A 25,423-nucleotide genomic window follows, 5' to 3' on the forward strand; every position below is an offset into this window, starting at 1 on the left:
TTGTTGGGTTTTAGGGTTTTGGGGTTTTAGGGTTTTGGGGTTTTGGGGTTTTGGGGTGTTAGGGTGTTAGGGTTTTAGCTGAAATTCCCCATTTCCCCATTTCCCCATTTCCCCATTTCCTCACTCCCGACGACCGACTCCTGTTTCCTTCCCTAAAGCCTTCTTTCGATCGCTTTTGACCAAACTTGCTGTATAGTTTCTAGACTAACATCGATCGCCGGTTGTTTATCCCGGTCAAAAATCCGAAGATTCTCGCTTTTTTCGCTAACTTTGCCAGTTATTTGCCAATAGTCTCCTAATTGTGTCTTTAGGTATTCTTCCCAATCTTGCCGATTTTCGGAGGAAACGGAGACGATAATGCAACTAGCTAATTCTCCGAATAACACCGCGTCAAAACGGCCCTGATGCTGCCAAGAAAGGTCAATTTCCGCCCCTAATTGGCCACTAATACAGCATTCTGCCAGAGCAGTGGCTAAACCTCCCTCCGCGCAATCGTGGGCAGATTTCACCCAACCGGCGCGGATTCCCCAACGACAGGCCGCTTGTACCTTTCTTTCTAATTCAAAATCAATTACCGGCGGTTTTCCCGTCACCAAACCGTGAATAACGGCTAAATATTCCGATGCGCCGATAGTTGGCAAGGAGAAACCCAAAAGATAGATTAAATCCCCCGCTTTTTGCCAACCTTGCCCGCAAATTTGCCCGATATCCGGCACTAATCCCACCATACCAATCACGGGAGTCGGATAAATAGACTGGGGGCTGCCAGCTGCATCAACGGTTTCGTTGTACAAAGAGACATTACCCCCAGTCACCGGTGTATTCATTTCCCGACAAGCTTCAGCAATACCCTGACAAGCAGTGGCTAATTGCCAATAACCGATTGAATTCTCTGGACTTCCGAAATTGAGATTATCCGTGACAGCAATGGGGTCGGCCCCAACACAGCTAAGGTTTCTGGCCGCTTCCGCCACGGCCAACTTAGCTCCGTTATAGGGATCAAGATAAACGTATCGCGGATTACAATCTGTAGTCGCCGCTACACCTCGCCGAGAATTGGCGGGATTAGCACCCAGAGGACGCACGCGAATCACGGCCGCATCGGCTCCTCCGGGGAGAATAACGGTGTTATTCTGGACTTGATGATCATATTGACGATAAACCCAGCGTTTTGAGGCAATCGAGGGACTATCCAGTAGTTTTAATAAAATCTCGTTATAGGATTCGGGAATAGGAATCGTGCTATCTTGCCATAATTGAGCTTTTTGGGCGTATTCTGGCGGTTCTGTTAGTAATTCCCGATGATAAATCGGAGTATTATCCGCTAGGGCCGCGGCCGGAATTTCGGCGGCAATTTCCCCTTTAAATAATATACGGACGATCGGTTCTGCAATTACCCGGCCAGCGACCACAGCCTGAAGTCCCCAACGATGGAAAATCTCGATTAATTCGCCTTCTCGTCCCGATGCTGCCACAAATAACATTCTTTCTTGGGATTCCGATAGCAGATATTCGTAGGGGACCATCCCGGTTTCCCGGACGGGGATTTTATCGAGGTCTAATTCAATTCCCACCCCTCCCTTGGCCGCCATCTCGGAGGTAGAACAGGTGATCCCAGCGGCCCCCATATCCTGGGCCGCCACCACCGCGCCGGTCTTAAATGCCTCTAAACAAGCTTCTATCAGGGATTTTTCCAGAAAAGGGTCGCCCACTTGCACCGCGGGCCGGTCATCCATCGATTTATCGGTTAATTCGGCGCTGGCAAAACTCGCCCCTCCCATACCGTCGCGGCCGGTGGTAGAACCAACGTATAAAACTGGGTTTCCCAGACCTTTTGCCCCGGATTTAACGATTTCCTCGGTTTCCATTAGCCCTAAAGCCATGGCATTAACGAGGGGATTGCCATTGTAGGCATTATCGAAGTATATCTCACCGCCCACCGTGGGAACGCCGACACTATTGCCATAATGACTTATTCCTTCCACAACTCCGGCAAAAATGCGACGATTGCGGGCATCTTGCAAGTTACCAAAACGGAGGGAGTTGAGGATAGCAATGGGCCGGGCCCCCATGGTAAAAATATCCCGCAGGATGCCTCCGACTCCAGTAGCGGCACCTTGGAACGGTTCCACCGCAGAAGGATGATTATGGGACTCGATTTTAAAGGCTAATCGCAATCCATCGCCTAAATCCACTACTCCGGCATTTTCCCCCGGTCCGACGAGAATTTTTTCGCCGGTGGTGGGGAATTGTTTGAGCAGCGGCCGGGAGTTTTTATAACAGCAGTGTTCCGACCACATCACGCCAAACATTCCTAATTCGGCTTTGTTGGGGTGTCTTCCCAGTCTTTTGACTATTTCTTCGTATTCTTCGGGTTTGATGCCTTCTGAGGCAATTTCTGCGGCAGTGAAGGGGGTAGTCATGGGACAATGCGATCGAGGGACAACATTCATTGTATAACGTCTGATGAGATCGAGTTATACTGCTTAGTAAAAGACAAAAAAGTTAAAGATGAATATTAAAGTTATTGTTTGGCAAGAAGATGATTTATGGTGTGCCACCGTTCCAGCTTTCCCCGGTTGTCATACTTGGGGAGAAAGTTATGAACATTTAATGGCAATGGTCAAAGAAGCGGTGGAAGGATGGTTAGAAGTGGCTAATGAACAGGAGTTGCCTAATCCAGAACAAAAATTAGTGGAAATTTCCTTATGAAATCAATTTCGGGGAAAAAACTCTGCAAAGTTCTTGAGAAACTTGGTTGGATATTGGTAAGAATTAAAGGCAGTCATTATATCTATACAAGACAGAATACGACCACTATTATCGTTGTTCCTATTCATGGCAATAGAGATTTACCGATAGGAACTCTCAAAGGTATTTTAAAAGATGCGGGCTTAAACGAAGATGATATTTAACCAGAGCTTGACTAACCTTTGAGCAAAAAATACTCCTCTATTTTCCACAGTCATTATCCTGAGAGTTAGTAGTTATAGCCGTGTTATCCTGATAATATTGGCTTTCAAAACTAAAATATGGATGCCCTGATTCAAGAACTGGAAATTAAACTGCGTCAATGGCAACCGGCAACTGTTGAACAGGTGGGACGTTATCTTGTCGAGATTATCGAATTAGCAGACCAAGACGCGTTAGAACTTCTCCGTTCTAGATTGGTTGAGCAGGAGGTATTAGATATAATTGAGGAACCCGAAACCAGGTGAAATTTCGTTGAGGTAGCCTAAGATACTGGTTTCAATATAGACGGTTTCGCTCACGGCGATAGGAGAAAATCTATCCAATGTCCATCATACCCTATTTAATCTTGGTTCCGATGGTGTTGGGTAACAGTCCTCATCCCAATTGCTCAAAAACAGGAGCTTACTGAAGAACACAATAAAAAACTTCTGCTAAACTAGAGGCCTCTTTTTGAGTTTAATTGCGTGAAAACTGACAGTATTTTCTATCAACTCTTACAAAGATTTCCCGCTTGTTTCTTTGATTTGTTGAACCTTCCTCCCGAAACCGCCAATTCTTATCAATTCTCCTCGGTGGAAGTTAAACAATTGTCCTTTCGTCTCGATGGAGTCTTTTTGCCTGATACACCCAATCAGCCTATCTATTTCCTCGAAGTACAATTTCAGAAAGATAATAGGTTTTATTCCCGTTTCTTCAGTGAAATCTTTCTCTATCTCCACCAAACGGACTTAAGCAACAACTGGCAGGGAGTAGTTATTTATCCTCGGCGTTCAGTGGAAAGCGTAGAGACGGCTCGTTATGGGGAGTTAATCAACTCAGGCAGAATTTTACGTTTTTATCTCGAGGAATTAAGGGAAGTGGAATCCCTGGGAATATCGATGTTACAATTAATTATAGCACCAACCGCCAGAGCGATCGAGCAGGGAAAACAATTAATTCCACGGATTAGACAAGAATTCCCTAAGGTCAAACAACAGCAAGAACTTTTAGAATTGATAGAGACAATTTTGGTTTATAAGTTACCCCAAGTCAGTAGAAAGGAGATAGAAGCGATGTTTAGTTTAAGTGATTTAAAACAAACTAAAGTGTATCAGGAAGCTTTAGAAGAAGGCCGACAAGAAGGTGAATTAGCGGCAAAATTAGCCTCTATTCCTCGTTTATTGGCCTTAGGATTAAACTTTGAACAGATAGCACAGGCTTTAGAATTAGAAATCGAACAGGTTAGACAAGCAACTCAAGGGGAATAGGAAAAGTTCAACGCGATCGCACTAAGGTTAGATAAGTAGGTAGGCGTTAAAAGTTGTCAGATGCCCCCCTTATTAAGGGGGGATTAAGGGGGGATCCCCCCGCCTATCGGCACCCCCCTTATCAAGGGGGGCAGGGGGGATCGAACCTAAAATCCATTTTTAATTTAATTATAACCAGCTACTTAGCGTATCATGCTAAACGACTTTTATACTATAGCAGAGAGACTAGCTGTGTCGGCGTTGCTGAATCATACATGACCTGGATACTTAAACTAGAGTTTGCTAAGGCTTGGGGAGTTACTAAGATTTCTATCTTCTGACCTAATGCTACTAGAAAGTCAAACATCTGCTCAAGAGAAAATTTTTGCAATCTGCCATTTTTTAAGTTAGAAATTTTAGCCTCGTCAATCCCCAAAATTTGACTGACCTCCTGCTGGCTTAATTCTTGTTCAGTAATCAGATCGTAAATCACTGAAGCCAGCTTGACTTTAGCGAGTTTTTCTTCTGCATTAGCAAAGCCTAAGTCTTCAAAAATGTTTCCCGAAATAATAGTATATTCTGTCATAATCATTTATCTCCTTTTTGGTATTTATTGTTGCTCTTTTGCGATCTCCTGTGCTTTTTTCAGGCGTTCTTTTTCTCCTACAGGTGATTGCATCATTCAACCTTTATTTGATCTCAGAGAATAAAGCATCTAAATCTTGACGACCATTAACAATTCTTAAAATTTCCACCGTTTCATTAATTACTCGATAGAAAATAATATATCCATCTAAAGGTAAACCTCTCAAGGATGGTTTAATATGACTATAGCTGCGTCCTAACTTGGGAAATTGTACTAATTGTTGACACTTTTTGTAAAATTTTCTGAATAGTTTTTCACCTGCTTCAATATTTACTACTAAAAAATAATCGGCAATCTTGTTTAAATCTTGATTGGCTGAAGGCGCAATAATATAACGATTCATAATTATTTTTGTTGCGCTTTTTTAAATTTTTCGAGTATATCATTTATAACTTTTTCTCCATCTAATCCCTCTCCATTATCTAATTCTGCTATGGCAACGTCAATTTTTTGACGAGTTTCTTCTACCCATTGTAAGTAATCTTGACCGAGGATTTCTAGCAAGTAAAAAGCGGTATCTATGACTTGTTCTGAATTATTAAATCTGCCACTTTTTAACTGTTTTTGGATAAATTGTTCTTGATTGGGTTTTAGTTGAATATTCATGATGACTTTTGTAAGGTTAAGGGTTAAGTCGAGTGTCCTGTTTCATTTTACTACAAGGATTAGCTAAAATAGGTTAGTTGAGGTGCATTACATAACATTAACGCCCCCTTCCGAGATCGGCGATCGCTCCTTGTTTGAGTTGGTCGATGAGAGCATTATCTCGTTCCCCGGTTCTACCTGAATATTGCTTTAAGGCAGAGCCTTGAAACAAGGGAAATGAGTAGGTAGTGGACTGTTTCAGCTAATTTGGTGCAATAGATTCTCCCGATTCCTCCTCCTCAAACACAGGATAAAGATGTTTCAGCTTGACCCTAGCATCGCTGGTCGTAAACGTCCATATTACTGTAGATGCAGTCTGATTACGTTCTTTTTGCCAGGTTTCTATCTCCCTTTTCAGTTCTTCCTTGCTAGAAATCCTTCTATCTAAACATTGCCTCGATAAGACGCTTAGTTCAGTTTCGGCTACATTTAACCAGCTACCATTACGAGGTGTGTAATAAATTTCCAGTCTTCTAGCTAAACGATGAGCAACGGGTGCTGGAAATGCTTCATAAAGCGAGGCTATGTTATGAGTGTTGAGATTATCACAGACGAGCTTGACTTTTCGAGCCTTTGGATAGTCCACATCCAATAATTGACGAATTTCTTCTGCCCAATCTATTCGGGTTCGACTATCTCGGTTACTCACCCGTCTCCATCCTCGATGGGGGTCAAAAAACATGAACAAGGCTTGAACCCCTTCACGACTATAGTGATAGTCTTCTTTTTTATCTTGTCCAGGTTGCATGGGTATCGGAGGGTAAACTTCTCCAAGTAGTTGCTTTGATGCTTCATCCATCGCGATTAACGGTTCTTCTTCCGATGGCTGAGTGCCATACAGGTCAAGGACAACTTCCATCTGGGCAACAAATCGGGCTAAATCCTGTTCCGGAATACAGTATCTTTGGGTTTTCCAAGGGCGTAATTGGTTTTTTTTAGAGTACGCCACACCGTTGGACTGGAAATCTCGGTGATAATTTGTCTTTGTTTGAGTTCCGAGGTTAATAGTCGGATTGTCCACTCGGCTCGGCCAGATGGTGGCTCCGAACAGCACAGGGCAATGATTTGGGCGGCGGCGGCTCCATCAACTTTTGCCGGAGTGGGGGGAGTTTTTCTCGATTTCCGTTCTAATGCTGGTTTTTCGCCTTTTTGAAGAAATCTTTGACGAATACGTCCCACTGTATTTCTATGAACTTCTAAAGCTTCGCCTATTTCTTCATCTGTCCATTTCCTTTTCGCCTGTTCTCCCTCGTCACACATCAGCAAAATCCGAGCGTGGAGAATTTTTTTAGCTGGTGCATAGCCATTACGACTGATTTGTTCGAGGTTTTCTCTTTGTTCCCCTGTTAGATTGACTTTATCTCGCCGACCTCTTCCCATGATTGATGTCCTCTGCTTGTTCGAGCTATTGCCCTATTTTAGCTGAAACAGTCCAGTAGGGTGCGTTAGGAGCGCGACAATATTATTTAATTTACATTAATTACATAGGCGACGTAACGCACCAATATTATCCTAAATCCCTTGAGTAACCCACAGAAAACCGGTTTCTCCGAGAAACCCGTTTTCTACTCATGCACTCATGCAAAAAGGGGAATAAATAATCAGTAGATCGTAGCGATTGTCTTAAAAGTCAAGGGGAATAAAGAAAATCTTTTGTACCCCAAATAGGCAAGACAAAGTAACGGCACCAGTCATCCGTTTTGTCAGCGATGAAATTGTTCGGAAAACTGGACTAAGCGGGTGCTTGCCAGCATTTATTATCACGAATCATGGCATTGAGGATAACCAGCAATTTCCTCATACAGGCAACTAAGGCCACCTTTTTCAACTTGCCATTGGTCAACAACCGTTCGTAGAACTTCCGAATCACCGGGTTATGACGAATGGCTACCAATGTGGCCATGTACAAGCCACAGCGAACCGAGGTGCGTCCCCCCGAAATCATGCGTTTACCCTTGTGCTGGCCACTATCGTGGTTGATAGGAGCGACCCCGACCAGCCGGGCAATCTGTTTTTCGCCAGAGTGTTCCCATCTCGGGTAATTCCGCCAAACATAGGGCAGATGAAACTTTGCCGATCCCTTTAACGGATTGTAAGATTTCATTTTTGCGTTGCCAATCGGCTTGCTGTTGGGCGAGGGACTGAATCTGCTCGTTGAGGCTTTCAATACGCTGTTGGATTTCCTCAATATGGGCTTTGATATCTAGTTGCACCGTCTCAGACGCACGACTGAGGCGGTTTTTCTCCGCCACCTGCATCTCCACCAACTGCTGTCGTCGTCGTACTAGGTCGCTCAATTGTTGGGCTTGGGGGGCAACCACGGGTTGGGGTTGGGGTTGCACGGCTCGTGCGAATTGAGCGATTACCTGTGCGTCCAATTTGTCCGTTTTTGCTTTCCCCAATGCCGTCGCAAACCCTTTGACCTTGCGGGGGTTGGCGATCGCTACCGGTATTGTGGCGGCTTGTAAGCCCGATACGAGTGCGCGCTCTAATCCACCCGTCGATTCCACCACCACCAAACTCGGTGAGAGAGGATGTAATTGTTCAATCAGCGATTGAACGCCAACGTCGCTGTTGGGTTGTTGCAAGGTCAGACCTTGCGGCAACACGTAGATATCTAGAACCTCTTTACTGACATCGATCCCTACCCATGTTTTTTCTTCTGTCATCGTTTATGCTGGGGTTAAGTTATTTTGTCCCTTTGGTAACTCGTCCTTGCGAATACGAGGTTAATCCTCCAGCGATTGTTCGAGCTTGTCTCATCGGGATGACGGCGTGGCTCCGGTGGCTACCCAACGGTGTCAAGCACCTCGGTTGAACTGGATGTCCACGCCCTTTTTCAGAATATAGGCACCCAAGCTACAAAGCGGTATTTTTTACCTAGGTTGGGACGGGTTGCCTACTTCTCAAGATACAAGGTTGGGTTGAACGATAGTGAAACCCAACACTTTTAAATAATTGGGTTGGGTTTCGTTCCTCAACCCAACCTACGGCTCAAAAAAAAATCGACCCGCCTAGCGGCGGGAAAAAGAGAAAAAGAGAAAAAGGGTAAAAAGGGTAAAAAGGGAAAAAGGGCTACAGAGTCCTCCCGAATACGCAGACTACCCGAAAACCGAGAATGCTGTTGCGGCTGACGCGGCGGAAGTAGTAGTTGCGAATCGCGGAACGGCAGAGAATAGGATAGAAGCCCCAGGAACCGCCCCGCACTGGAGAACAATTATCATTACCATTTTTTATCCAAGCACTGCCATCCCTTGGCGCATTCTCATAGGTACTATGCCAATCGTCCTCGCACCACTCCCAAACATTGCCAATCATGTCATACAGTCCCCAAGCATTGGGCTTTTTCTGGCCCACAGGATGAGTTGTCTCCTGAGAATTTCCTTTATACCAAGCGTAATTTCCTAACTGATTAGCATCATCACCGAAATAATAGCGAGTAGTAGTCCCCGCACGACAGGCATATTCCCATTCCGCTTCCGTCGGTAGGCGATAGGTTTTTCCTGTTATTTGACTCAATTTCTGACAAAAGGCTTGAGCATCGTTCCAACTAACCATTTCTACCGGATTTTGGGGATTGTTTTTAAACTCAGAGGGATTGGTTCCCATTACCGCTTCATATTGTGCCTGAGTCACTGGATATTTACCAATCGCAAAACTGTTGACTTTAACTTGGTGTTGAGGCTTTTCATTATCACTGTCAGCAGATCCCATGAGAAATTGACCTGCTGGTAAGCTCACCATCTTCAGTGTTATCCCATTGGGTAGGTTTTCGATAAATGAAGTTTTATTGTCTAGGGGTGTCTCTGGTTGAGCAGATTTAGATGCAATCATCCAATCTGATGGAGAAGAAGGAGTTTTATTGTCTAGGGGTGTCTCTGGTTGAGGAAGGGGAGGAATAGGAGAGTCACCGACGACGGAGGTGCTAAAATTCCCAACTCTCTCGATTACATGGTTGTTGATGCGTTGAATGGCGGTTTCGAGTTCGATTTCCTCGTCGGGGATTTCCACTTCCGTCCATTGCCATCCTTCCTGCTCGGCTCGCTCTAGTGCGATCGCTAAACGGCCGCGCTTTTCTTCGCTGGTGACGAGGAAATTGAGCAAACTAGCCGATAGATTCTCGTTTTTGCGGAAAGATACCGCCGATTCGGAACTGAGAATGTTCTGGACAAGGGATTCCACCTCGCTGACACTGCGGGAAAGTTCCCCGTCAATGGTCGCTACTTGATCGATTAAGCCTTGAAACTGTCCGATAATTGGTTTTAGGTATTGTTCTAGATTAATGGCTACTTTGGCCATTTCGATCGCTTCTTTTTCCAGATTATCTAACTCCAGCTGCAACTGATACACTTGTTTGTACCCGTTCAACTCGCCGATCATTTTCGAGAAAACCCGTTTTTGTGTATCCTGATCTTCAGCTAATTTCTGGATACTTTCGCTGATTAGGTCGATTTTCTTGAGCATGAGCAAGCTGGCGCGACCAACAAGAATCACAGTGCGGAAAATCTGCTGTTTCTGTAGTCTCAGGGTATCTCGCAGTTCAGCCGAGCCGATGCTATTCTCCAAAGATTGGCGTTTTCGCTCTGTTTCTGCCAATTTCTGGCATTTAACCGCCACTGCCTCCTTGATTTCCTCGGTCAGTGACTGGAAAAACCGCCGGTATTCATCCTTATGGTCGGTGAGAAATCTGATTAACTGGTTATAGTCCCCGACTAATCTTTCTAATTCTTGAAAAGTTTCCTCGAAATTGAGGGGTTCTTCTTTTTTCCTCAATCCTAACCATGTATTGCGGACCCGTTTTCCAGTTTTAATCAGTTGCTGTCTTTCTTGAATCTGATCCTGCAAAATTAATAAATCGGGGCGATTTAGTTGGGGAAGTTGATAGGTTTTCCGATAAAGCTTGATTTTCGCCGTTTCTTCTGCCATCGCCGTGGTCGCTGAGGGTGAGTTTTTTCTATTTTAGTCCGATTTTTGATCATCAAATACTATCGCGATACGCCTAGGTAGTTAAGTTGTCAAATTCATCTAGTTTTCTAGAAATCTCGGCCAGAGGCGAAAAAATCAGCGACAATGATATAAATGGAGTTATCAACACAAGTAAAGCGATTATGACTGTAGCCACGACGAACGCCCGAGATATTTTCCGCTCCGCCTACGAAAACCGTTACACTTGGGATGAACGATTCCCCGGTTACACTGCTGATATTATCCTCACCCAAGGAGAGGAAGTCCATACGGGCAAAATTCAAGTTAATGCCGATTATAGTGTGGAAGTAACGGGCATTGATGACGAGAAAGTGCAAGAAAGTATCTATAATCAAATGCGCGACATCGTTACTCACCGCAAAAGAGGCAATTTTGATGCCTCCCACGGCAAAAACCAGTTTAATTTCGGGCAAGATGATCCCACCGGTGCAGTAGAAATTCTTGTCACCGGCGATGCTATGGGGTCTAATTATAAGGTCCGCGGCCAGGAAATCTGTCAAGTCAGTCGAGTCATGGGACCGATGGCTTTTACTATTAATACCGAGGAAAGTCTCGATACGGGAGAAGGTTATATTTCTATTCGCTATAATGCCATTTTCCGCAATGCCAAAACCGATGAATTAAAGGGAAAACGTGACTTTAAGGAAACCTACGAAAAAATCGGTAATTATTATTTACCCTCCTGTCAAGTGATTAACGCAATCGATGCCGGGGGCGAAAAATCCACCACAGAATTTACTTTTATCAATCTGCAGCTTTTAGAATCTTAAGGGTTATCCCCGCCCAAAAAGCGTTAGGATCGAAGTAACTAAGTAGGTGGGTGTTAAAAATTGTCGGATCCCCCCGCCTATCGGCACCCCCCTTATCAAGGGGGGCAGGGGGGATCAAACCCCCCTTATCAAGGGTAGATCCCCCCGCCTATCGGCACCCCCCTTATCAAGGGTAGATCCCCCCGCCTATCGGCACCCCCCTTATCAAGGGGGGCAGGGGGGATCAAAGACAATATCTATCTTCAATTTAATTGAAACCACTTACTTACACTGTAATAAATCTCTGACCAGAAGCTGATTATGTCTTTAACACTGACTCCCAATAACGTCGAACAAGTTTTAGATGAAATGCGCCCCTACCTGATGGCGGATGGTGGTAACGTGGAATTAGTCGAAATCGACGGGCCAGTCGTCAAACTGCGTCTTCAAGGCGCTTGCGGTTCCTGTCCCAGTTCCACCATGACCCTAAAAATGGGCATCGAACGTCGTCTCCGGGAAGTGATTCCCGAAATTGCCGAAGTTGAACAAGCTTTCTAAATCTTGGGTTAATTAATTCTCACCACTGCCCGATTGCTAATTTAATTAGCGATCGGGCATAATATTAATTAGGGTTTAAGGCAAGAGGCACTCATGCAAGAGGCACTTATGCAAAAGGGAGAATAAATAATCAGTTTTTAATAACCAGATTTGGTATTATATATCTTTTTCTGCAAGATTGATAAAATTACAGAATTAATTAAGGTAAAAAGTATCTTTTTTAGCCGATTAAACGGTCAATTAAGCATTAAGATATACTTGAAAATTTTTATTAAAACTCAAAAATTATGACTGAAAATATCCCCACTATTGTGGTCATGCACGGCGACCAAACTGGAGAAGAACTATTACTAGAAGCCCTGAGAGTATTGCAACCCTCGATAATTCGTCAACCGCTTAACTTTGCCGATTTTGATCTTAGTTTAGCCCAGCGTCGCCAGAGTAACAATCAAGTGGTTCATGAGGCCGCCGAAGCGACTCTAAAAACCGGATTAGCTCTCAAAGCTGCCACCATTACCCCAGAAATTAAAGGAGATGTGGGCAGTCCTAACGCTATTTTAAGAGAAGCAATGAATTCTCAGGTAATTCTCCGCATCGGTCGCCGTATCCCCGGTATTCGTCCGATTGGGGGCGTTTATTCTCCCATTGCCATTGTCCGCATGGCCGTTGATGATGCCTATGGGGCCAAAGAATGGCGAGAAACCACTGCCACCGGCGATGAAATTGCCTATCGCACCTCGCGCATTTCTAGGGCTACCAGTCGCGCTGTGGCCGAGTTTACCTTTCAACAGGCCAAAAAAACCGGGGCGCGGGTATTTGGCGGCCCAAAATTCACCGTTAGTGCCACCTACGAAGGGATGTTTAAAGAGGAATTAGACGCGGCGGCCCAAAGACATCCGGAAGTGCGTTATCAACCCCTGTTAATTGATGCAACTTTTGCCCTACTTTTACAAACCGACGGCGAAGCTTTGGTGATTCCGGCACTTAATCGCGATGGCGATTTATTATCTGATTTTGTCTTGCAACTCTATGGCAGTATTGCCGGGGCCGAAAGTTTAGTTTTGGGATTTGATGAGGAGACCTTAGCGGTTAAAACTATTATGGCAGAAGCTCCCCACGGCACTGCCCCCGCTTTAGAGGGCAAAAATATCGCTAATCCCATGGCGATGATTTTAGCCGCGGCAGCTTTGTTAGGTTATATCGAAACTAACGAAGCGCGTAAAGCTTCCAGGGCAATTTATGAAAGTGTCTTTGAAACTATTCACGAGGGCAAAAAAACCCCCGATTTAGGGGGACAAATGACCATGAGTGAGTTTACCGATGAGGTGATTCGTCGCGTGGTCAGTAAGTTAGAAGTTTGGTCGGCCTTGGGGTAAACGAACTCATCTGATTGCTCTCTTAAAGGAGTTTGAAGAAAGGGTAATCCCAAAAAATAAGAATTGTTGCAAAAGCCTTGCTTTTGTTGGTTTTGCGGAGAGATAATAGCTACCTTTGAAGTGTATAGTAGAGTCCCTTTGCAGGATTAGAATAAGGACAATGAAATTACAAACTTTGACAAAAACTCTGACTATTGCTCTGATTGGTGTAGGACCTGCCTTGACCTTACAATCACCGAGCCAAGCTCAAGCCAGATTCGAGTGTCTTTTACCAGTAACAGGCCGCTATGTAGGAGTTCCCACAACCTATGCCAAAGTCGGCTCTAATGAACGCAAACCTGTGATTCGTTGGGTTTCTCGTTATTCTAGCGGTTCCGGTTACACTCCCCAGCAACGGTGTCTAGAAGTAACTAAACGATTCAATACCCTTGATGCTCGACCTAGAGGAATTGATATTATTACCACTGGCTATCTCAATGGTCTGCCGGTCATCTATTCCCCTAGTCATGGACGAGAACGGGCAAATAGCAGTAACCTGTTATTTACCCTCAAGAGAGGGGAAGACGCAACCCAGAAAATCCAACTGCTATTTGACCTCCGGGCGGGACACTACACCGAGCCTTTGTTTGAAAGCTCATCGGATTCTGTCATTGTCTATTTCAATAAATTCCTAGAAAATGCTCCCGTGGAAACAAATCTGGCTACTGGTTCGTCCCCCTCTCCACTGCCGGAGACTTCTCCCGAACAACCCCCCCAAAAACCATCGGGCGGTTCTGTTTGGTAAACTTTTCTAGTTCTATAGATAGGAGCATAGTAATCAAGTGAGTCGGCCTATAAAAAGAATTTTGGCTGGTGCGGGCAGTTTATTATTGGGACTGTCCACACCTTTGCTTGCTGTCCAAAGCTATGCTCCCGCTCTGGAACCTAACCAGGCCAATGCCTATAGCTCTCAACAACTTTCGGAACAACAGCTGCGTCAGTTAGCCAGAGCAATTACTGTTAAGGTGTTATCAGGGCAAGGCTGGGGTTCGGGCATTTTAGTTGAAAAGCAGGGTGCTTCCTACAAAGTCCTCACGAATGACCATGTTTTAGGGCGGTATCGCTATCGGGGTTGGCAAATACAAACCCCTGACGGCAAGATACATCGGGGTGAGTTGGTCAGAACAGTTCGCTTGAATGATTATGATTTAGGCTTAGTTTCTTTTCGCAGTAGCCAAGTTTATTCTATTGCTGATTTGGCTAATGTCGATGATCTCGCTATCGGAGATGAAGTTTTCGCCGCTGGCTTTCCCTTCGATGGCGATCGCCCGACAGAACAAGGATTTACCTTCACCCTGGGTAAAGTGTCGCTTTTGAGTGATAAATCCTTTTCGGGGGGCTACCAAATCGGCTACACCAATAAGATTAAAAATGGCATGAGTGGCGGACCGCTGCTGAATCGGCAAGGTAAAGTTATTGGTATTAACGGGATTCATGCTTATCCTCTCTGGGGTAAATCCTACGTTTTTGCTGATGGAACAGTGACTTCACCAGCACTGTGGGAACAAATGAGTCGATTAAGTTGGGCGATTCCTATCGGGACTTTTTTACAATCGGGGTCATCTTCTCCATCTGCTTCCAGTCGGCAACGGCCCGCAGTGTCACCCCCACCGCTTCCCACCCATAGAGAAACCACTTTCTCGGAAGATTTTCCTTCTCCATCCTCGTCAACCCCAAGAGAAAAGAATCCCGCTCCCACACCCCTCTGGTAAATTCCACTCAACTGTATTTTTAAACCAGATGAGCAACAATTTCTTGAAAATTTCCGCCGCCCTAGTTAGTATAGCGGTGTTTGTGGTTTCTCCTCAGATTGCTAAGGCATCAACAACTGAGCAGATAGAAAAAATTGCTGAAAAGATTACCGTTTTAATCCCCTCAGAAGAAGAGGGGGCGAATGGGAAAATTACTGCTAATGGCTCTGGATCAATTATTGCCAAAGAAGGAAAAGTTTATACTGTTCTTACTGCCAGTCATGTGATCTGTAAAGATGCTAGAGATGCCTGCAAGTTCTATTACGATCAACTTAAAATTATTACCTGGGATGGCAAGCAATATCCGCTCGATTACAATAGCATCAAAAAATTACCCGGAGTAGATCTAGCTCTCGTGCAGTTTCAGAGCGACCAAAATTATCAGTTAGCGACCTTGGCTAACTATCAAGTAGCTGACGAACAATTTATTTTTGCTTCTGGATGGCCCGACCCGAAATTTATCGGCAAGCGGAAACGATTGTTCAATGTGGGGAAAGTGCTGCCCAAATACATTACACCCTTGCTGAAAATATTTCCCCCAGAGTTGGGGTATGAGATAGTTTATACCAGTGTCACCTATGGGGGCATGAGTGGCGGTCCAGTGTTAGATATAAATGGACGAGTCATCGCGGTTCACGGACAAAATGAAGCCGAAAAAATCGAAAAGGTTCCCGTGCCAATTGGCTTTAGTCTCGCTATTCCCATCACTACTTTTTTGAAATTAGCACCCCAGTCTGGCATTCAAGGGCAGATAAATGTCGAAAATTCGCCCCCCAATGCCTTATCTTTGCAAGAAATTGGTGATGAATTATACAAGGCTTTTGAAGTTCCCAATAATAACGATACTAATCCCCTCAACTGGCTTAATCAAGGCAATAAAATGTGGCGGTTAGGACAATTAGCCCTCGCCTATGCCGCCTATGAAAAAGCCTTGCAACTCGATGCTCAACTCTATCAAGCTTGGTACGGTAAAGGTCTGGTCTTGACCTACTGGAAACGCTCCCAAGAGGCGCTGGCCGCCTACGAACAAGCTCTCAAAATTAATCCTGACTCCGATACCGCCAAAAAACTGCGCGACAAGCTCCAAGAATCTTTAGGGGGAAGAAATACCCCTTCTCTAACCCCCTCACAGCCAACCACCGCGCCCACCGTGGAGCCTTCACCACAGCCCTCTAATCCAAGGAGACTATGGTGAAGTGAGTAGGGAAAATGCGGTTAGCTAATAGTGGGTTGCACCAATTTAGCTAAGAATGCTTGAATTGCTCGTAGTTCTGCGGGAGGATTGCGGAGAAACTCTTCGTTACTGGCTAAAATCATCGCATTATAGGCCCGCACCGCCGCCAGCAATTTAGCTGGAACTACCTTCTTATCTTTGGTCAGTTTCTCTAAGCTGGCCAATAAGTCTTCAATAACATTTAAAGGCGCTGTGCCGGGGGCTGAGTAAAGAGCGGCAATGACAGCATTGATATTATTACCCGCCTGTGCATCCCCTGTTAAGATGCTCAGTAGCGATTGCTGAACGGCTGCGGGAATCGGGGTACCCGTGGGGGAGGTTAAATTATTATCAGCTAACAGAATATTCAGAGAAGCAGCCGCCTGATTAACAGCGATTTGAGCCGGTTCTCCCCCCTGAAATCCCGTTACCGTCGTGGTGCTGGGGAAAGTTTGACCGGCAAAATCACCGGTGGAAAGAATTGGCCCAGTGGCATCGGATTGGTTGCCGGTTTGCGCCATAGCGGGAGAGACTAGGGCATTGGTCAGCAAAACCGCCGCCACTAGGGAAACTTGCCAATTAGTCAACCATTTCATCAACATGGTCTTAATCCTCATTCAAAAAGCTAAATTAGACAATCTAAAAACTGACTAACGGGGGAAAAAGTAATTGTAGCCGATACTCATGACGAAGCGAGCGCCGTCCCCGGCATTGCCCGTTAAATCAGCACCGGCAAGGTTAACCGTCAAGGGGACTTTCGGGAAGGGAATCAGGGAAATACCTGCGTTTAAATCTTGACCCGACCATTCGACAATGGCCGAGACCGGTTCAACAATTCGTAAACCCGCACTAGCAAAGACACCGAGGGAATTTACCCCATCTTCGATGGCTCCTTCCGAGCGAAAACGACCACCACCAACACCCAAGGAGAGCGTCAATTGACTAAAGGGTTCTTTCGTTGTTTCTGTGAACTGAAAAAATTTGCTCACCACCCCGTAGATACTGCTACCGGCATCTGTCCCACCCCAGCGAATGGCGTTTTCAAATCCTAGGGCCACAGCAAAACCTTCTGGCAGAGAACGGTGAATTTTAAAGCTAAAACTACCCCGTCCGGCGTTATCACCAAAAAGGCTCAAAATCGCCAGAGTTACATCTAAACCGACAATTTTCTGGCGTTCTCCTAAACCGACCCCTAGGGCTAACCCGCCATCTGCTTGATTGGTAAAACGGGTTCTCGACTGGAAAGCGAAACCACCGAAAATCTGCCCAAAATTCGCTCCAAAACCGATGGGAGTAGAGATACTGCCACTAGGGGCAACCACAAATTCCGCCAGTTTCGCAGAAAGGGTTTTCGGTTCCTCAATCAGAAAATCTTGACGTAAACGCTGTAATTCGGGGGAAACATTGGTATCAACTGGGGTGGATGCTTGCGCTTGCCATTTTTCGACTTCTGGCGAGTTATTACCCCCTGCTGGGAAAAGCTGACTCGCTTGCATTGTCCCTAGATTCGCCTTCCATTCTTCTAGGGTTGAAATTGTCCCGGTCTTTTCTGTTGCTAAAGTATCGAGGGAAGATTTCCCTAGTTTATTTTCTAAGGATGAGGGCAGATTACTATCGGCTAATCCCTCTGTTGTCGAGAAGGAATTGGTGGTCAGAATTCTGTCCGTCCTCTCTAATTCCACGGGGGAATTAAGGATAATTTTTTCCCGGGATACCCGAATAGAAGCAGCGTCAATGTCTAAGGGGGAAGGAAGGGCCTTCATCCCATCACAAAGTATGGCTGTCCCCACACAGGATGTGATGAAAATTCCTCCAGAAAATATCTGTCTCATCTGGCTGTTTCTTTTGGCTTTTTTTAATAACACTTCCAGCTTTCCTCACAGACGAAGTTAATTGGCCAGAATTGTAACTGATTTATTTTTAGATAGCAAGTTATCAAAGTTGCGTTCTCTGTATGATAATCATTGCTTAGGGACTTGCGTGGGAATAATATCCCAATTGATCGGAGGGCGCAAGCTTTGCGCCCCTACAGTAACGGATTTTGTCCACAATGTAGGGGCGAACTGCGTTCGCCCAAAAGGTACATTATCAAAGCGCAGGTCCCTTATCATTGGTAGGAGTCTTGCTAGGCAAGGCTTTGAAGACTATCTTTCTGGAAAGAAAATTATCCCTACAGAAACGAGAAGAACCATCTTTCCTTTGCCAGTGTCTGGAATTGTCAATTCGCCTACCCCATCGGCATTACTGAAGAAAATCCTTGTCCTCACTGAAAGTATGGTTTAAAAATTTCCTTGATTCTTTTTGTCCCTAGTCTGCCTAAATGAAATGTAAAATATTTACGACCTCTATTCTTGGCTTCCCTAGTTGTGGTGCCACTCCGTTCACGAATCCAATAGGCGGATTATATTGCTAGAACTAAAAAAAGCGGGTTGAACCCCGCTTGTCATCAAAAACTAAGCCAACTTAAAGGCATCTCGCCAACACCAGCGCAACAGGGTAAAAGCTATCAAACCTTTAACCACTTCTAGAAACCAGTAACCAATCTGCAAGGACATCATTTCTCCCGACATTCCCGACGCAGTAACGGGAGCCAGTAAACCCATAGCGCTCAGATTGGGAGTGAGAAAATAGGTGTAAATTAGGGTGATTACTAAGAGAACACCGGCGAATAGAAGCGATCGATGTTCGGGGAGATGGATTAAGGTATGATAGCGGTGGAAGACAACAAAGCTACACAGCACAATCGCCGCACAAACTAATTCCAGATGGTTAAAAATGCCAAATAGCAAGTAACCGGCACTGGCAAAGCCATTTTGTGTCATCATGCCAGCTACGGATAAGCTGGGGATAATGATTAAATCGATGACGAAACTGGCACTTAACCAGAAACCAAGAACAACCATGGCTAGGGTTGTCCAATTAAACCAAGACCAATAACGCTCAACAAAAGTTTTCATTAGGCTTGCTCCTCCTTGCCTTTCTAACTTAATTGTAAAGAGCGTTCGCCAAAATTCTGGCCAGTTTTTCGGTAATTCTTAGCAATTCTTATCAATTCTTATAATATCAACTTAGTTTTCCGGAAGGGCAACCAAACAATACCGCTCTTACTTCTAGATTTGGCCACCCGCTCGGCGCAGAATTGTAAAGATTTATCAACAAGTGTTTATAAAAACCTTTAAATATTGACCAAGGTGACGATTCTAGACTTACCCTGAAACAATAACTGACTATCTACGGGTTTACTGTTATGGATAAGGATTTTCGTAACTATCGCATGGTTTGCACCCTCACCTTCGGAGATATTTACGGACAAATAATCGTCTGGTTAATCGTTATTTTTCTCACTCTCGCTTCCACTCTAGCTCTTTGGAGTAGCACTAGACAAATTTTCGCCCTCGCTACCGTGGGGTTAGTCGTCGTCCTCTCTTTGCCTTTTTTACTCTTTGCTTTCGTTACTACCCTCCTCAATCATATTGAATTCGTTCCCATCGAAGCGGAAACCAACATTCGTCGTGGTCCTGTCCCCGGAGTTAGCGGCAGCCGTGTACCCGCAGCCAGCTAAATCCGACCAAATCCCCAATAAATAGGGCTTGCTGAAAAAGTTTTTCCTGGGGGCAGGGTGTGGGGTGTGGGGTGTGGGGTGTGGGGTGTGGGGTTTTATCGATTTTCAGGTGGTCAACTACCTAATTTTCAGGGAAAAAGTACCTGAATTTTCCCCCCAATCACTCCAATGGTCGGCACTTTTTGAGGGAAAAAAAGTCTAAAAACCTTATCCAACAAGGTTTTTAGATTTATTCAGCAAACCCTAAATAATCTAGAGACGTTGTCAGCAACGTCTCTAGTGGGACTTAAACGCCAAATAAAGATCAAATCGAGTATAATCGTTAAAGAGTAAGCACTTTACGTTGAAAGATCAGCGATGAAAGAGACAACCCCAGCCGCGATGCCCCCATGCTTTGACCGATGGTGTCGGCGGTTTGACAATTGCTTCAAAAACGAAGCGCAAAAAAACGGCTTCAGACAATATTTAGGAGGATTATTAGGGGAAAGTGAGAGGAAAAACCTCACTCAAATGGCCAATAATGCCGTCGGAGTAGTTTATAACCGATTACATCACTTTTTGACCGAATCTCCCTGGTCAGACCGTCAGGTGAATGAATGTCGGTTGCAAGTGATGAACCAATGCCGCCAGACGCAAATCCCCCGAGGATTTTCCCTGATTGTCGATGACTCAGGACATCGAAAAAGTGGCAATCTGACCGCCGGAGTTGGCAGGCAGTACCTAGGAGAAATTGGCAAGACAGACAACGGAATAGTCGCCGTCACTACCCATCTCTACGACGGCAAAAAAAGTGTCCCCCTAGACATTGAAATTTATCAACCGGCTAGTTCCTTAGCCGAGGGGAAAGAAGACAAAGAATTTAAGAAGAAACCAGAGATAGCGATAGATTTAATTGACCGGAGCTTAACCAGAGGCTATCGACCGAAAATCGTCTTAATAGATGCTGGTTATGGCAACAACACAAATTTTCTCAAAGCCCTGGAAGAAAGAAAGCTAAAATACTTAGGAGGATTGGCAAAAAATCGAAAAGTAATTATTGAAAAAGAAGGGGGTGTGGAAGAAACAATCCAGCTTGAGCAACTAGCAAAAAGCCTATCAGAAAAGGATTGGGAGAAAATCACCCTAAATCTAGATAAAGAAAAAACGGTTTGGGTAGCGGTATTCAGAGCGAAAATATCTCAACTAGAAGGAGAAAGGAACTTGGCGATCGTCATGAATGCAAGTTCAATGGAAAAAGCCACAGAGGTGGACTATTTCATCACCAATGTAGTTGAGGCAGATACAGTAACAGCTTCGTGGATAGTGAGGACTTACACCGAAAGAAATTGGGTGGAAGTATTCTACCGAGAAGCCAAAGGATGGTTAGGGTTAAGGGAATATCAAGTCAGGGATAAACGAAGCTTACTTCGTCATTTTATCCTGGTGTTTTGTGCCTATACATTTATCCTGTGGCATAAGTTAACTGGGGGATTGCAAAGGCAGTGGGCGAATCGACCTTTAAACACTTTTGTGGAAGCCTTGGAAGCTTTTCGGACAGCGATGTCTTTCCGTTTCTTTGAGTGGCTGACCGAGAATCGGGATGTGTTTGCCGCTTACAAAGCCAGTTTAGGCTTTGTTTGGGCTTGAAATTTGTTTAAGTCCCACTAGCAGTTTTTGCCATTGTTTGCGTCGGGGTTTCTCGTTCTAGATTTTTGTAAATTTTTGTAAATTTAACTTGTTTTAAAACACTTTTTCTGATAGGGATTATCCAGAAAAAAATAGATGAAAGAGAGAAATCGTCAAGACAATAATCTTGTTTGCTGCCTGATCCCGGTCAATGATAAATTTTAAAATACCTAGTCTTTTACATTTTCCCAACTCTCGGAGTGATCCCCGATGTTAAAAAATCTCTTTGGTGGCAAAAAATCTGACTTTTACCTAGAACTAAAAGAAACCGATGGTGAACAAAAAGCAACAGCAACCACGGCAGCAGCCGCGCCTGTTGTGGAAGCGCCCGCCCCTGCTGTGGAGTCTGCTGCCGCCCCTGTAGCCGAGAAAAAAGCGAAAAAAACTTCTGTTAAGAAAGAAAAGCAAGCAAAAGAAACTCCCGCCGCTCCTGTGAGCGCACCGGCCCCCGTAGCCCCCACTAACGGTAAAGTAGAGCCGCAAGAAGTGGAATTTGCGACAAAATACTTGATTACTCCTAGTATGTCTCGCCGTCGCCCTGGTCCAAGTTTGAATGGTTTCAAAGACATGGCGCGCAAAGCGAAACTACCTGCTAACCGCGGCTAAATCCCCCCCGGATTGCTTTCTCAAAAAAAAAGGAGAGCTTTCTTTGACTCTCCTTTTTCATCAGGGTGCATCTACTAACTCAAGTGTAGCAGCGAGTTTTTTTAAGGTTGGTTATTTAGGTTACTCCCTAGAGTATTTTGGGGATAATTAGGGCCTGCTGAAAAAGTTTTTCGTGGGGACAGGGTGTGGGGTGTGGGGTGTGGGGTGTAGGTTTTTACCGATTCTCATCTGGTCAATTACCTAATTTTCAGAGAAAAAGTCCTGGAATTTTCCCCCCGCTCCCTCCAATGGCTGGCACTTTTTAAGGGGAAAAAAGTCTAAAAGTCTTACCCAACAAGGTTTTTAGATTTATTCAGCAAAGTCTAATTATCACCTGTCTTTTTGGGCAATTTTTAAAACCTAGGACGAGGTTGACTGGTGGACAGGTGCAAAATCAGCATTCATATTCTTGATTCAGCAACCCCATTAGGGATTAACTTTCGCCGCTCGGATTAGCCAACCGATTACCCCACCCGTAACACCACTGAGGATCGAACTGAGCGAAGCGGTGATCACCACTACCCCGATCTGTTTCCAGTTTTTCAATTCTCCGACTTTTTCGGCGAGATCGGTGGTTTTTCCCGCCGCGTTCTCTTTGACTTTAACTCGATCGCTTAAACCCTCTATCTTCGCGTCTAGGGTTCGGATATCGCCTTTAATTTCCGACTGCCCTAACTCTAAATTCTTCTGTCCGTTTTCTATGGTGGTTAGTCGGTTTTCCATGGTGGTTAGTCGGTTTTCGATCGCTTTTTGTCCGTTGGCAATGCCGATAATTAAATCCTCCAATCTTTTTAAATCTTTTTCAGTGGCGGCTGTCATCAGTTAAACTCCTCTTAGTTGAATTTTTCTTGCCCCGATTCGATACTTTATTGATTGCGGATAACTTTCTCATCGGAAATTTTGGGTCTGAAACCCCGCCGTTCTAGGTTGGCTTTACGTTAGAATTAAAAGGCCAGTCTCGAAAACCAAGTGGACGGCGCAGCACCTTGAAAACTCGGCTTAGGGGGTTCCGACCAGAAAAGCTTGGCCGGGTAAAAAGTCGCGCGCAACAAGTACAAGAAGCTATAGGCGGTCAACGTACCGTGGGACACACGGAATCGGGCTTCTGAAATGGGGCGAAAGTCTGTGGACTCTGTGTAAGACAGTACATGGTTTTTTAACTGTGGTATGCGACGGTGGTGGAAGCAGAAACTTAAATCGTGAGGTTTAGGAATCGCCGCACTTTTAGGGCGGCGAGGATGTCAATATCAACTTCCCTCCCAGATTTTTAAATAGGCATTTTCCATATTTTCAGCGAATTTTTTCCCTTGCCAGAGGGGGGCTGTGTCACGATTTCCTAACAGTTGATGGCTGATGTCTTGACGAAGGGAGCGATCGAGTCCTAATTTTACTCCCCAGTCGATATATTCTGCCTCATTCCAGCCAATTCCGGCTTCAATACCGGCATTAATCATAAAAGTATAACTATTGCGCGCGGAAAATTGTTCTCCTACCAGTGTAACTAAAGGGATTCCTTGCCATAAAACTTCTAAGGTGGTGGTAGCGCCATTGTAGGGATAGGTATCTAACACCACATCAGCAATCTGTAAATTAGCGCGATGGGTATATTCATCTATATCTCTCGGTAAAAATCGCAATCTTTGGGGATTAACTCCCTCCAGAATCGCTATTTCAGTAAATAATTCTTGAATTTTTTCAGTCTTACCGACTCCCTTAATCAGAAAATAACTATTAGGCACTTGTGCGAGAATTTTCATCTGAAGTTTAATAGTATCAGGATGACGTTTCATGCCACTTTGTACGGAAAAATAGATGGTAGCATCGGGGGGAATTTCTAAATCTTCTCGACGGAGATTAGGAGTACCGATTTCAAAACCATCCACTGCTAAATATGTCTCTGGTAAACGATAGATTTTTTCTCGATAATATTCCTCCGCTTGCTGGGGTAAAACGTAGGGATCGGCGATATAGTAATCAATAGTTGCTAATCCAGAAGCATCCCAACCTAACCAAGTCACTTGTTTTGCTGCGGGTTTCAGGGCGATAATCTGATTGGTGAGATTATGGGTTAAACTATCTAAATCTACTAGAATATCTATCTGATCCTGTTGAATTTGTTGGGCAACTTCTAGGGGATTTTGAGCGTAGGGAAAATGACGGATAATATCTCGGCTATCCCGGAACCATTGACGGGTAATTTCATCTTCTTCTTGGTTAATAGTATAGATGGCTATTTGCAATTTTTCTCGATCATGATGGTGAATTAACCAACGACTTAACCAACCGACAGAATGATGTTTTAAGGTACTGGCAAGATAACCGATCGTTAGTTTTTCTGGAACTTTTTTGATAGTAACCAAAGGAGTTTTTAAGCTATTATTATCAAGGAAAATTTCGGCGATGCGATTAGTTAATTGTCGATTGGCTAAAGCTCGATCGCCTAGGTAGGGTAGGGGACTAGAAACATTGAGAAAGCTAGTTTTAATAATCGGTTCTAAAGTGATATTTTTCTGACGGGTTAATTCCTGTAATAAATCATGATATTCTTGATAAATATGATCAATTTCTTGCCAAACTCCCCAGCGCAAAAGTATTAACAAAATCAGATAATTACTGTATAACTTTAGGGTTGGAGTTAGACAAATTTCTCGGAATTGATAGGCAGTTATCAAAGAATTATCAAAGTCTTCTGCTAAAATATAGAGGTTAACCAATTGTTCCAAAAGACTCAGATCATTTGGTCTTAATTGCAGACAAAGTTTAATAATTTCCACTCCAAAAGTGGGACTTTGTTGCTCGTTGGTGACTCGTGCTGCTATCTGAAAAGCTTGCGGGATAAAACTATCGGCTAATTCCTCCAGGTAGGGTAAACTTGCTTGAGCTAAGTCTAAAGTTAATTCATGGGGATATAAAAGACTTTTGAGAACTACATTTAAAAGTAATTCTCGATCGGGATTAGATCTGAGATTCTCTTGAATAGGATAATTAAGTAGTTCTTCAGGATCAAATATTTCTAAATCTAAAGCTAAGTCGAATAAAGCTAATAAATTATTAATTGACTTGGGAACAATTTCCTGTAGATGATAGCGAAAATATTCTACAGCTGCCAGATCACCTTTTCTTTGTTGTCGTCGCGCTTCTGCGTCTAAAACCGCTTCTAATTCTGCTTGCCATTGCTTAACTTCTTCCAGATTACCTTCGCTTAAAATACTTTGCCACATTACCTGTGCTGCTGCTTCTAAATTTTGCAGAAGATAGGCAACTCCCAAGTACCAATAGTCAGAAATATTTTCGGAATTGTTATCGATTAGTTCCTCGTAGATTGCCGCAACTTGAGGATAATCTTCGGCAATTAAAGCTTGATAAGCGTCAGGATGCCACATAAAAAA

The 25,423-nt window shown here is 44.3% G+C and carries 25 protein-coding genes and 1 pseudogene; 14 read left to right on the forward strand and 12 right to left on the reverse strand.

Features of this window, described 5'->3' with window-relative positions; genetic code table 11:
• Positions 1-152 precede the first annotated feature (152 nt).
• Positions 153-2,423 (reverse strand): phosphoribosylformylglycinamidine synthase subunit PurL, encoded by a 2,271-nt coding sequence (purL, locus tag MAE_RS06780; RefSeq protein ID WP_012264914.1) that lies wholly within the window; start codon positions 2,421-2,423, stop codon positions 153-155.
• Positions 2,424-2,511: 88 nt separating this feature from the next.
• Between purL and MAE_RS06785 the strand changes: the two genes are divergently transcribed.
• The 4 genes from MAE_RS06785 (at position 2,512) to MAE_RS06800 (ending at position 4,220) form a co-directional block, all read left to right on the forward strand.
• Positions 2,512-2,712, forward strand: coding sequence for a type II toxin-antitoxin system HicB family antitoxin (locus MAE_RS06785; protein ID WP_002783495.1), 201 nt, complete (start codon positions 2,512-2,514; stop codon positions 2,710-2,712).
• Complete coding sequence (locus tag MAE_RS06790) at positions 2,709-2,915, forward strand: type II toxin-antitoxin system HicA family toxin (RefSeq protein ID WP_002783497.1); 207 nt, start codon at positions 2,709-2,711, stop codon at positions 2,913-2,915. The genes MAE_RS06785 and MAE_RS06790 overlap by 4 nt, the downstream gene beginning before the upstream one ends.
• 117 nt (positions 2,916-3,032) lie before the next feature.
• Positions 3,033-3,218, forward strand: a complete 186-nt coding sequence (locus MAE_RS06795) for a hypothetical protein (RefSeq protein WP_002783499.1) — start codon at positions 3,033-3,035, stop codon at positions 3,216-3,218.
• A 219-nt stretch (positions 3,219-3,437) separates the two neighbouring features.
• Positions 3,438-4,220, forward strand: coding sequence for an Rpn family recombination-promoting nuclease/putative transposase (locus tag MAE_RS06800; protein WP_041803893.1), 783 nt, complete (start codon positions 3,438-3,440; stop codon positions 4,218-4,220).
• A 211-nt stretch (positions 4,221-4,431) separates the two neighbouring features.
• On the opposite strand, the gene MAE_RS06805 is transcribed toward MAE_RS06800, so the two are convergent.
• The 6 genes and pseudogenes from MAE_RS06805 to MAE_RS06840 form a co-directional block, all read right to left on the reverse strand.
• On the reverse strand, positions 4,432-4,785 hold the full coding sequence (locus MAE_RS06805; RefSeq protein WP_012264916.1) for a helix-turn-helix domain-containing protein: 354 nt from the start codon (positions 4,783-4,785) through the stop codon (positions 4,432-4,434).
• Between the two features lie 103 nt (positions 4,786-4,888).
• A complete protein-coding gene (locus tag MAE_RS06810) occupies positions 4,889-5,188 on the reverse strand; it encodes a type II toxin-antitoxin system RelE/ParE family toxin (protein ID WP_012264917.1) in 300 nt (99 codons plus the stop codon).
• Between the two features lie 2 nt (positions 5,189-5,190).
• The gene (locus MAE_RS06815) at positions 5,191-5,451 is read right to left on the reverse strand and encodes a ribbon-helix-helix domain-containing protein (RefSeq protein WP_012264918.1); all 261 of its coding nucleotides are present in this window, start codon (positions 5,449-5,451) and stop codon (positions 5,191-5,193) included.
• A gap of 241 nt (positions 5,452-5,692) precedes the next feature.
• A protein-coding gene (locus MAE_RS28705) for an IS630-like element ISMae25 family transposase (RefSeq protein ID WP_125730803.1) occupies positions 5,693-6,870 on the reverse strand; the annotation gives its coding sequence in 2 pieces (ribosomal slippage) (positions 5,693-6,429 and positions 6,429-6,870; 1,179 coding nt in all).
• A 352-nt stretch (positions 6,871-7,222) separates the two neighbouring features.
• A pseudogene (locus MAE_RS06835) lies at positions 7,223-8,159 on the reverse strand (IS110-like element ISMae40 family transposase).
• A gap of 406 nt (positions 8,160-8,565) precedes the next feature.
• The gene (locus MAE_RS06840) at positions 8,566-10,416 is read right to left on the reverse strand and encodes a formylglycine-generating enzyme family protein (protein WP_012264921.1); all 1,851 of its coding nucleotides are present in this window, start codon (positions 10,414-10,416) and stop codon (positions 8,566-8,568) included.
• A gap of 182 nt (positions 10,417-10,598) precedes the next feature.
• Between MAE_RS06840 and MAE_RS06845 the strand changes: the two genes are divergently transcribed.
• The 6 genes from MAE_RS06845 to MAE_RS06875 all read left to right on the forward strand — a co-directional run bounded on the left by MAE_RS06845 (position 10,599) and on the right by MAE_RS06875 (position 16,144).
• Positions 10,599-11,246: a DUF3386 domain-containing protein gene (locus MAE_RS06845; protein WP_002798675.1), complete on the forward strand. Its 648-nt coding sequence runs from the start codon at positions 10,599-10,601 to the stop codon at positions 11,244-11,246.
• A 300-nt stretch (positions 11,247-11,546) separates the two neighbouring features.
• Positions 11,547-11,783: a NifU family protein gene (locus tag MAE_RS06855; RefSeq protein WP_002735229.1), complete on the forward strand. Its 237-nt coding sequence runs from the start codon at positions 11,547-11,549 to the stop codon at positions 11,781-11,783.
• Positions 11,784-12,070: 287 nt separating this feature from the next.
• Positions 12,071-13,159 carry an isocitrate/isopropylmalate family dehydrogenase gene (locus MAE_RS06860; RefSeq protein WP_012264923.1) on the forward strand — a complete coding sequence of 363 codons (1,089 nt, stop codon included), beginning with the start codon at positions 12,071-12,073 and terminating at the stop codon, positions 13,157-13,159.
• Positions 13,160-13,319: 160 nt separating this feature from the next.
• Positions 13,320-13,943, forward strand: a complete 624-nt coding sequence (locus tag MAE_RS06865) for a COP23 domain-containing protein (RefSeq protein ID WP_012264924.1) — start codon at positions 13,320-13,322, stop codon at positions 13,941-13,943.
• A gap of 37 nt (positions 13,944-13,980) precedes the next feature.
• Complete coding sequence (locus tag MAE_RS06870) at positions 13,981-14,910, forward strand: S1 family peptidase (RefSeq protein WP_012264925.1); 930 nt, start codon at positions 13,981-13,983, stop codon at positions 14,908-14,910.
• 28 nt (positions 14,911-14,938) lie between these two features.
• Positions 14,939-16,144 (forward strand): tetratricopeptide repeat-containing S1 family peptidase, encoded by a 1,206-nt coding sequence (locus MAE_RS06875; RefSeq protein ID WP_012264926.1) that lies wholly within the window; start codon positions 14,939-14,941, stop codon positions 16,142-16,144.
• Positions 16,145-16,164: 20 nt separating this feature from the next.
• Here the strand turns inward: MAE_RS06875 and MAE_RS06880 are convergent, their stop codons facing one another.
• From MAE_RS06880 to MAE_RS06890, 3 genes are all read right to left on the reverse strand, one after another.
• Entirely contained in the window at positions 16,165-16,764 is a 600-nt protein-coding gene (locus tag MAE_RS06880; protein ID WP_041803896.1) for a hypothetical protein, read from the reverse strand.
• A gap of 48 nt (positions 16,765-16,812) precedes the next feature.
• Positions 16,813-18,027 (reverse strand): hypothetical protein, encoded by a 1,215-nt coding sequence (locus MAE_RS06885; protein WP_041803897.1) that lies wholly within the window; start codon positions 18,025-18,027, stop codon positions 16,813-16,815.
• A 588-nt stretch (positions 18,028-18,615) separates the two neighbouring features.
• Positions 18,616-19,119: a hypothetical protein gene (locus MAE_RS06890; protein ID WP_002798683.1), complete on the reverse strand. Its 504-nt coding sequence runs from the start codon at positions 19,117-19,119 to the stop codon at positions 18,616-18,618.
• Between the two features lie 290 nt (positions 19,120-19,409).
• Between MAE_RS06890 and MAE_RS06895 the strand changes: the two genes are divergently transcribed.
• From MAE_RS06895 to MAE_RS06905, 4 genes are all read left to right on the forward strand, one after another.
• Positions 19,410-19,724 carry a hypothetical protein gene (locus tag MAE_RS06895; RefSeq protein ID WP_002735918.1) on the forward strand — a complete coding sequence of 105 codons (315 nt, stop codon included), beginning with the start codon at positions 19,410-19,412 and terminating at the stop codon, positions 19,722-19,724.
• 28 nt (positions 19,725-19,752) lie between these two features.
• Positions 19,753-19,926 (forward strand): hypothetical protein, encoded by a 174-nt coding sequence (locus MAE_RS33740; protein ID WP_012264930.1) that lies wholly within the window; start codon positions 19,753-19,755, stop codon positions 19,924-19,926.
• Positions 19,927-20,081: 155 nt separating this feature from the next.
• Positions 20,082-21,350, forward strand: coding sequence for an IS701-like element ISMae34 family transposase (locus MAE_RS06900; protein WP_012264345.1), 1,269 nt, complete (start codon positions 20,082-20,084; stop codon positions 21,348-21,350).
• 249 nt (positions 21,351-21,599) lie between these two features.
• Entirely contained in the window at positions 21,600-21,995 is a 396-nt protein-coding gene (locus tag MAE_RS06905; RefSeq protein ID WP_012264931.1) for a hypothetical protein, read from the forward strand.
• Between the two features lie 465 nt (positions 21,996-22,460).
• Here MAE_RS06905 and MAE_RS06910 read toward each other — a convergent pair whose 3' ends face one another.
• Both MAE_RS06910 and MAE_RS06915 read right to left on the reverse strand, forming a co-directional pair.
• Positions 22,461-22,853 carry a hypothetical protein gene (locus MAE_RS06910; RefSeq protein WP_012264932.1) on the reverse strand — a complete coding sequence of 131 codons (393 nt, stop codon included), beginning with the start codon at positions 22,851-22,853 and terminating at the stop codon, positions 22,461-22,463.
• Positions 22,854-23,281: 428 nt separating this feature from the next.
• Positions 23,282-25,417, reverse strand: coding sequence for a hypothetical protein (locus tag MAE_RS06915; protein WP_012264933.1), 2,136 nt, complete (start codon positions 25,415-25,417; stop codon positions 23,282-23,284).
• Positions 25,418-25,423: the final 6 nt, after the last annotated feature.

The sequence above is a fragment of the Microcystis aeruginosa NIES-843 genome (assembly GCF_000010625.1).
GTDB lineage: Bacteria > Cyanobacteriota > Cyanobacteriia > Cyanobacteriales > Microcystaceae > Microcystis > Microcystis aeruginosa.

What these genes read in the sequence shown, in the direction of transcription:
- purL (WP_012264914.1), bottom strand. Translation starts at nt 2,423, where the DNA reads ATGACTACCCCCTTCACTGCCGCAGAAATTGCCTCAGAAGGCATCAAA.
- MAE_RS06785 (WP_002783495.1), top strand. Translation starts at nt 2,512, where the DNA reads ATGAATATTAAAGTTATTGTTTGGCAAGAAGATGATTTATGGTGTGCC.
- MAE_RS06790 (WP_002783497.1), top strand. Translation starts at nt 2,709, where the DNA reads ATGAAATCAATTTCGGGGAAAAAACTCTGCAAAGTTCTTGAGAAACTT.
- MAE_RS06795 (WP_002783499.1), top strand. Translation starts at nt 3,033, where the DNA reads ATGGATGCCCTGATTCAAGAACTGGAAATTAAACTGCGTCAATGGCAA.
- MAE_RS06805 (WP_012264916.1), bottom strand. Translation starts at nt 4,785, where the DNA reads ATGACAGAATATACTATTATTTCGGGAAACATTTTTGAAGACTTAGGC.
- MAE_RS06810 (WP_012264917.1), bottom strand. Translation starts at nt 5,188, where the DNA reads ATGAATCGTTATATTATTGCGCCTTCAGCCAATCAAGATTTAAACAAG.
- MAE_RS06815 (WP_012264918.1), bottom strand. Translation starts at nt 5,451, where the DNA reads ATGAATATTCAACTAAAACCCAATCAAGAACAATTTATCCAAAAACAG.
- MAE_RS06840 (WP_012264921.1), bottom strand. Translation starts at nt 10,416, where the DNA reads ATGGCAGAAGAAACGGCGAAAATCAAGCTTTATCGGAAAACCTATCAA.
- MAE_RS06845 (WP_002798675.1), top strand. Translation starts at nt 10,599, where the DNA reads ATGACTGTAGCCACGACGAACGCCCGAGATATTTTCCGCTCCGCCTAC.
- MAE_RS06855 (WP_002735229.1), top strand. Translation starts at nt 11,547, where the DNA reads ATGTCTTTAACACTGACTCCCAATAACGTCGAACAAGTTTTAGATGAA.
- MAE_RS06860 (WP_012264923.1), top strand. Translation starts at nt 12,071, where the DNA reads ATGACTGAAAATATCCCCACTATTGTGGTCATGCACGGCGACCAAACT.
- MAE_RS06865 (WP_012264924.1), top strand. Translation starts at nt 13,320, where the DNA reads ATGAAATTACAAACTTTGACAAAAACTCTGACTATTGCTCTGATTGGT.
- MAE_RS06875 (WP_012264926.1), top strand. Translation starts at nt 14,939, where the DNA reads ATGAGCAACAATTTCTTGAAAATTTCCGCCGCCCTAGTTAGTATAGCG.
- MAE_RS06880 (WP_041803896.1), bottom strand. Translation starts at nt 16,764, where the DNA reads ATGTTGATGAAATGGTTGACTAATTGGCAAGTTTCCCTAGTGGCGGCG.
- MAE_RS06890 (WP_002798683.1), bottom strand. Translation starts at nt 19,119, where the DNA reads ATGAAAACTTTTGTTGAGCGTTATTGGTCTTGGTTTAATTGGACAACC.
- MAE_RS06895 (WP_002735918.1), top strand. Translation starts at nt 19,410, where the DNA reads ATGGATAAGGATTTTCGTAACTATCGCATGGTTTGCACCCTCACCTTC.
- MAE_RS06900 (WP_012264345.1), top strand. Translation starts at nt 20,082, where the DNA reads ATGAAAGAGACAACCCCAGCCGCGATGCCCCCATGCTTTGACCGATGG.
- MAE_RS06905 (WP_012264931.1), top strand. Translation starts at nt 21,600, where the DNA reads ATGTTAAAAAATCTCTTTGGTGGCAAAAAATCTGACTTTTACCTAGAA.
- MAE_RS06910 (WP_012264932.1), bottom strand. Translation starts at nt 22,853, where the DNA reads ATGACAGCCGCCACTGAAAAAGATTTAAAAAGATTGGAGGATTTAATT.
- MAE_RS06915 (WP_012264933.1), bottom strand. Translation starts at nt 25,417, where the DNA reads ATGTGGCATCCTGACGCTTATCAAGCTTTAATTGCCGAAGATTATCCT.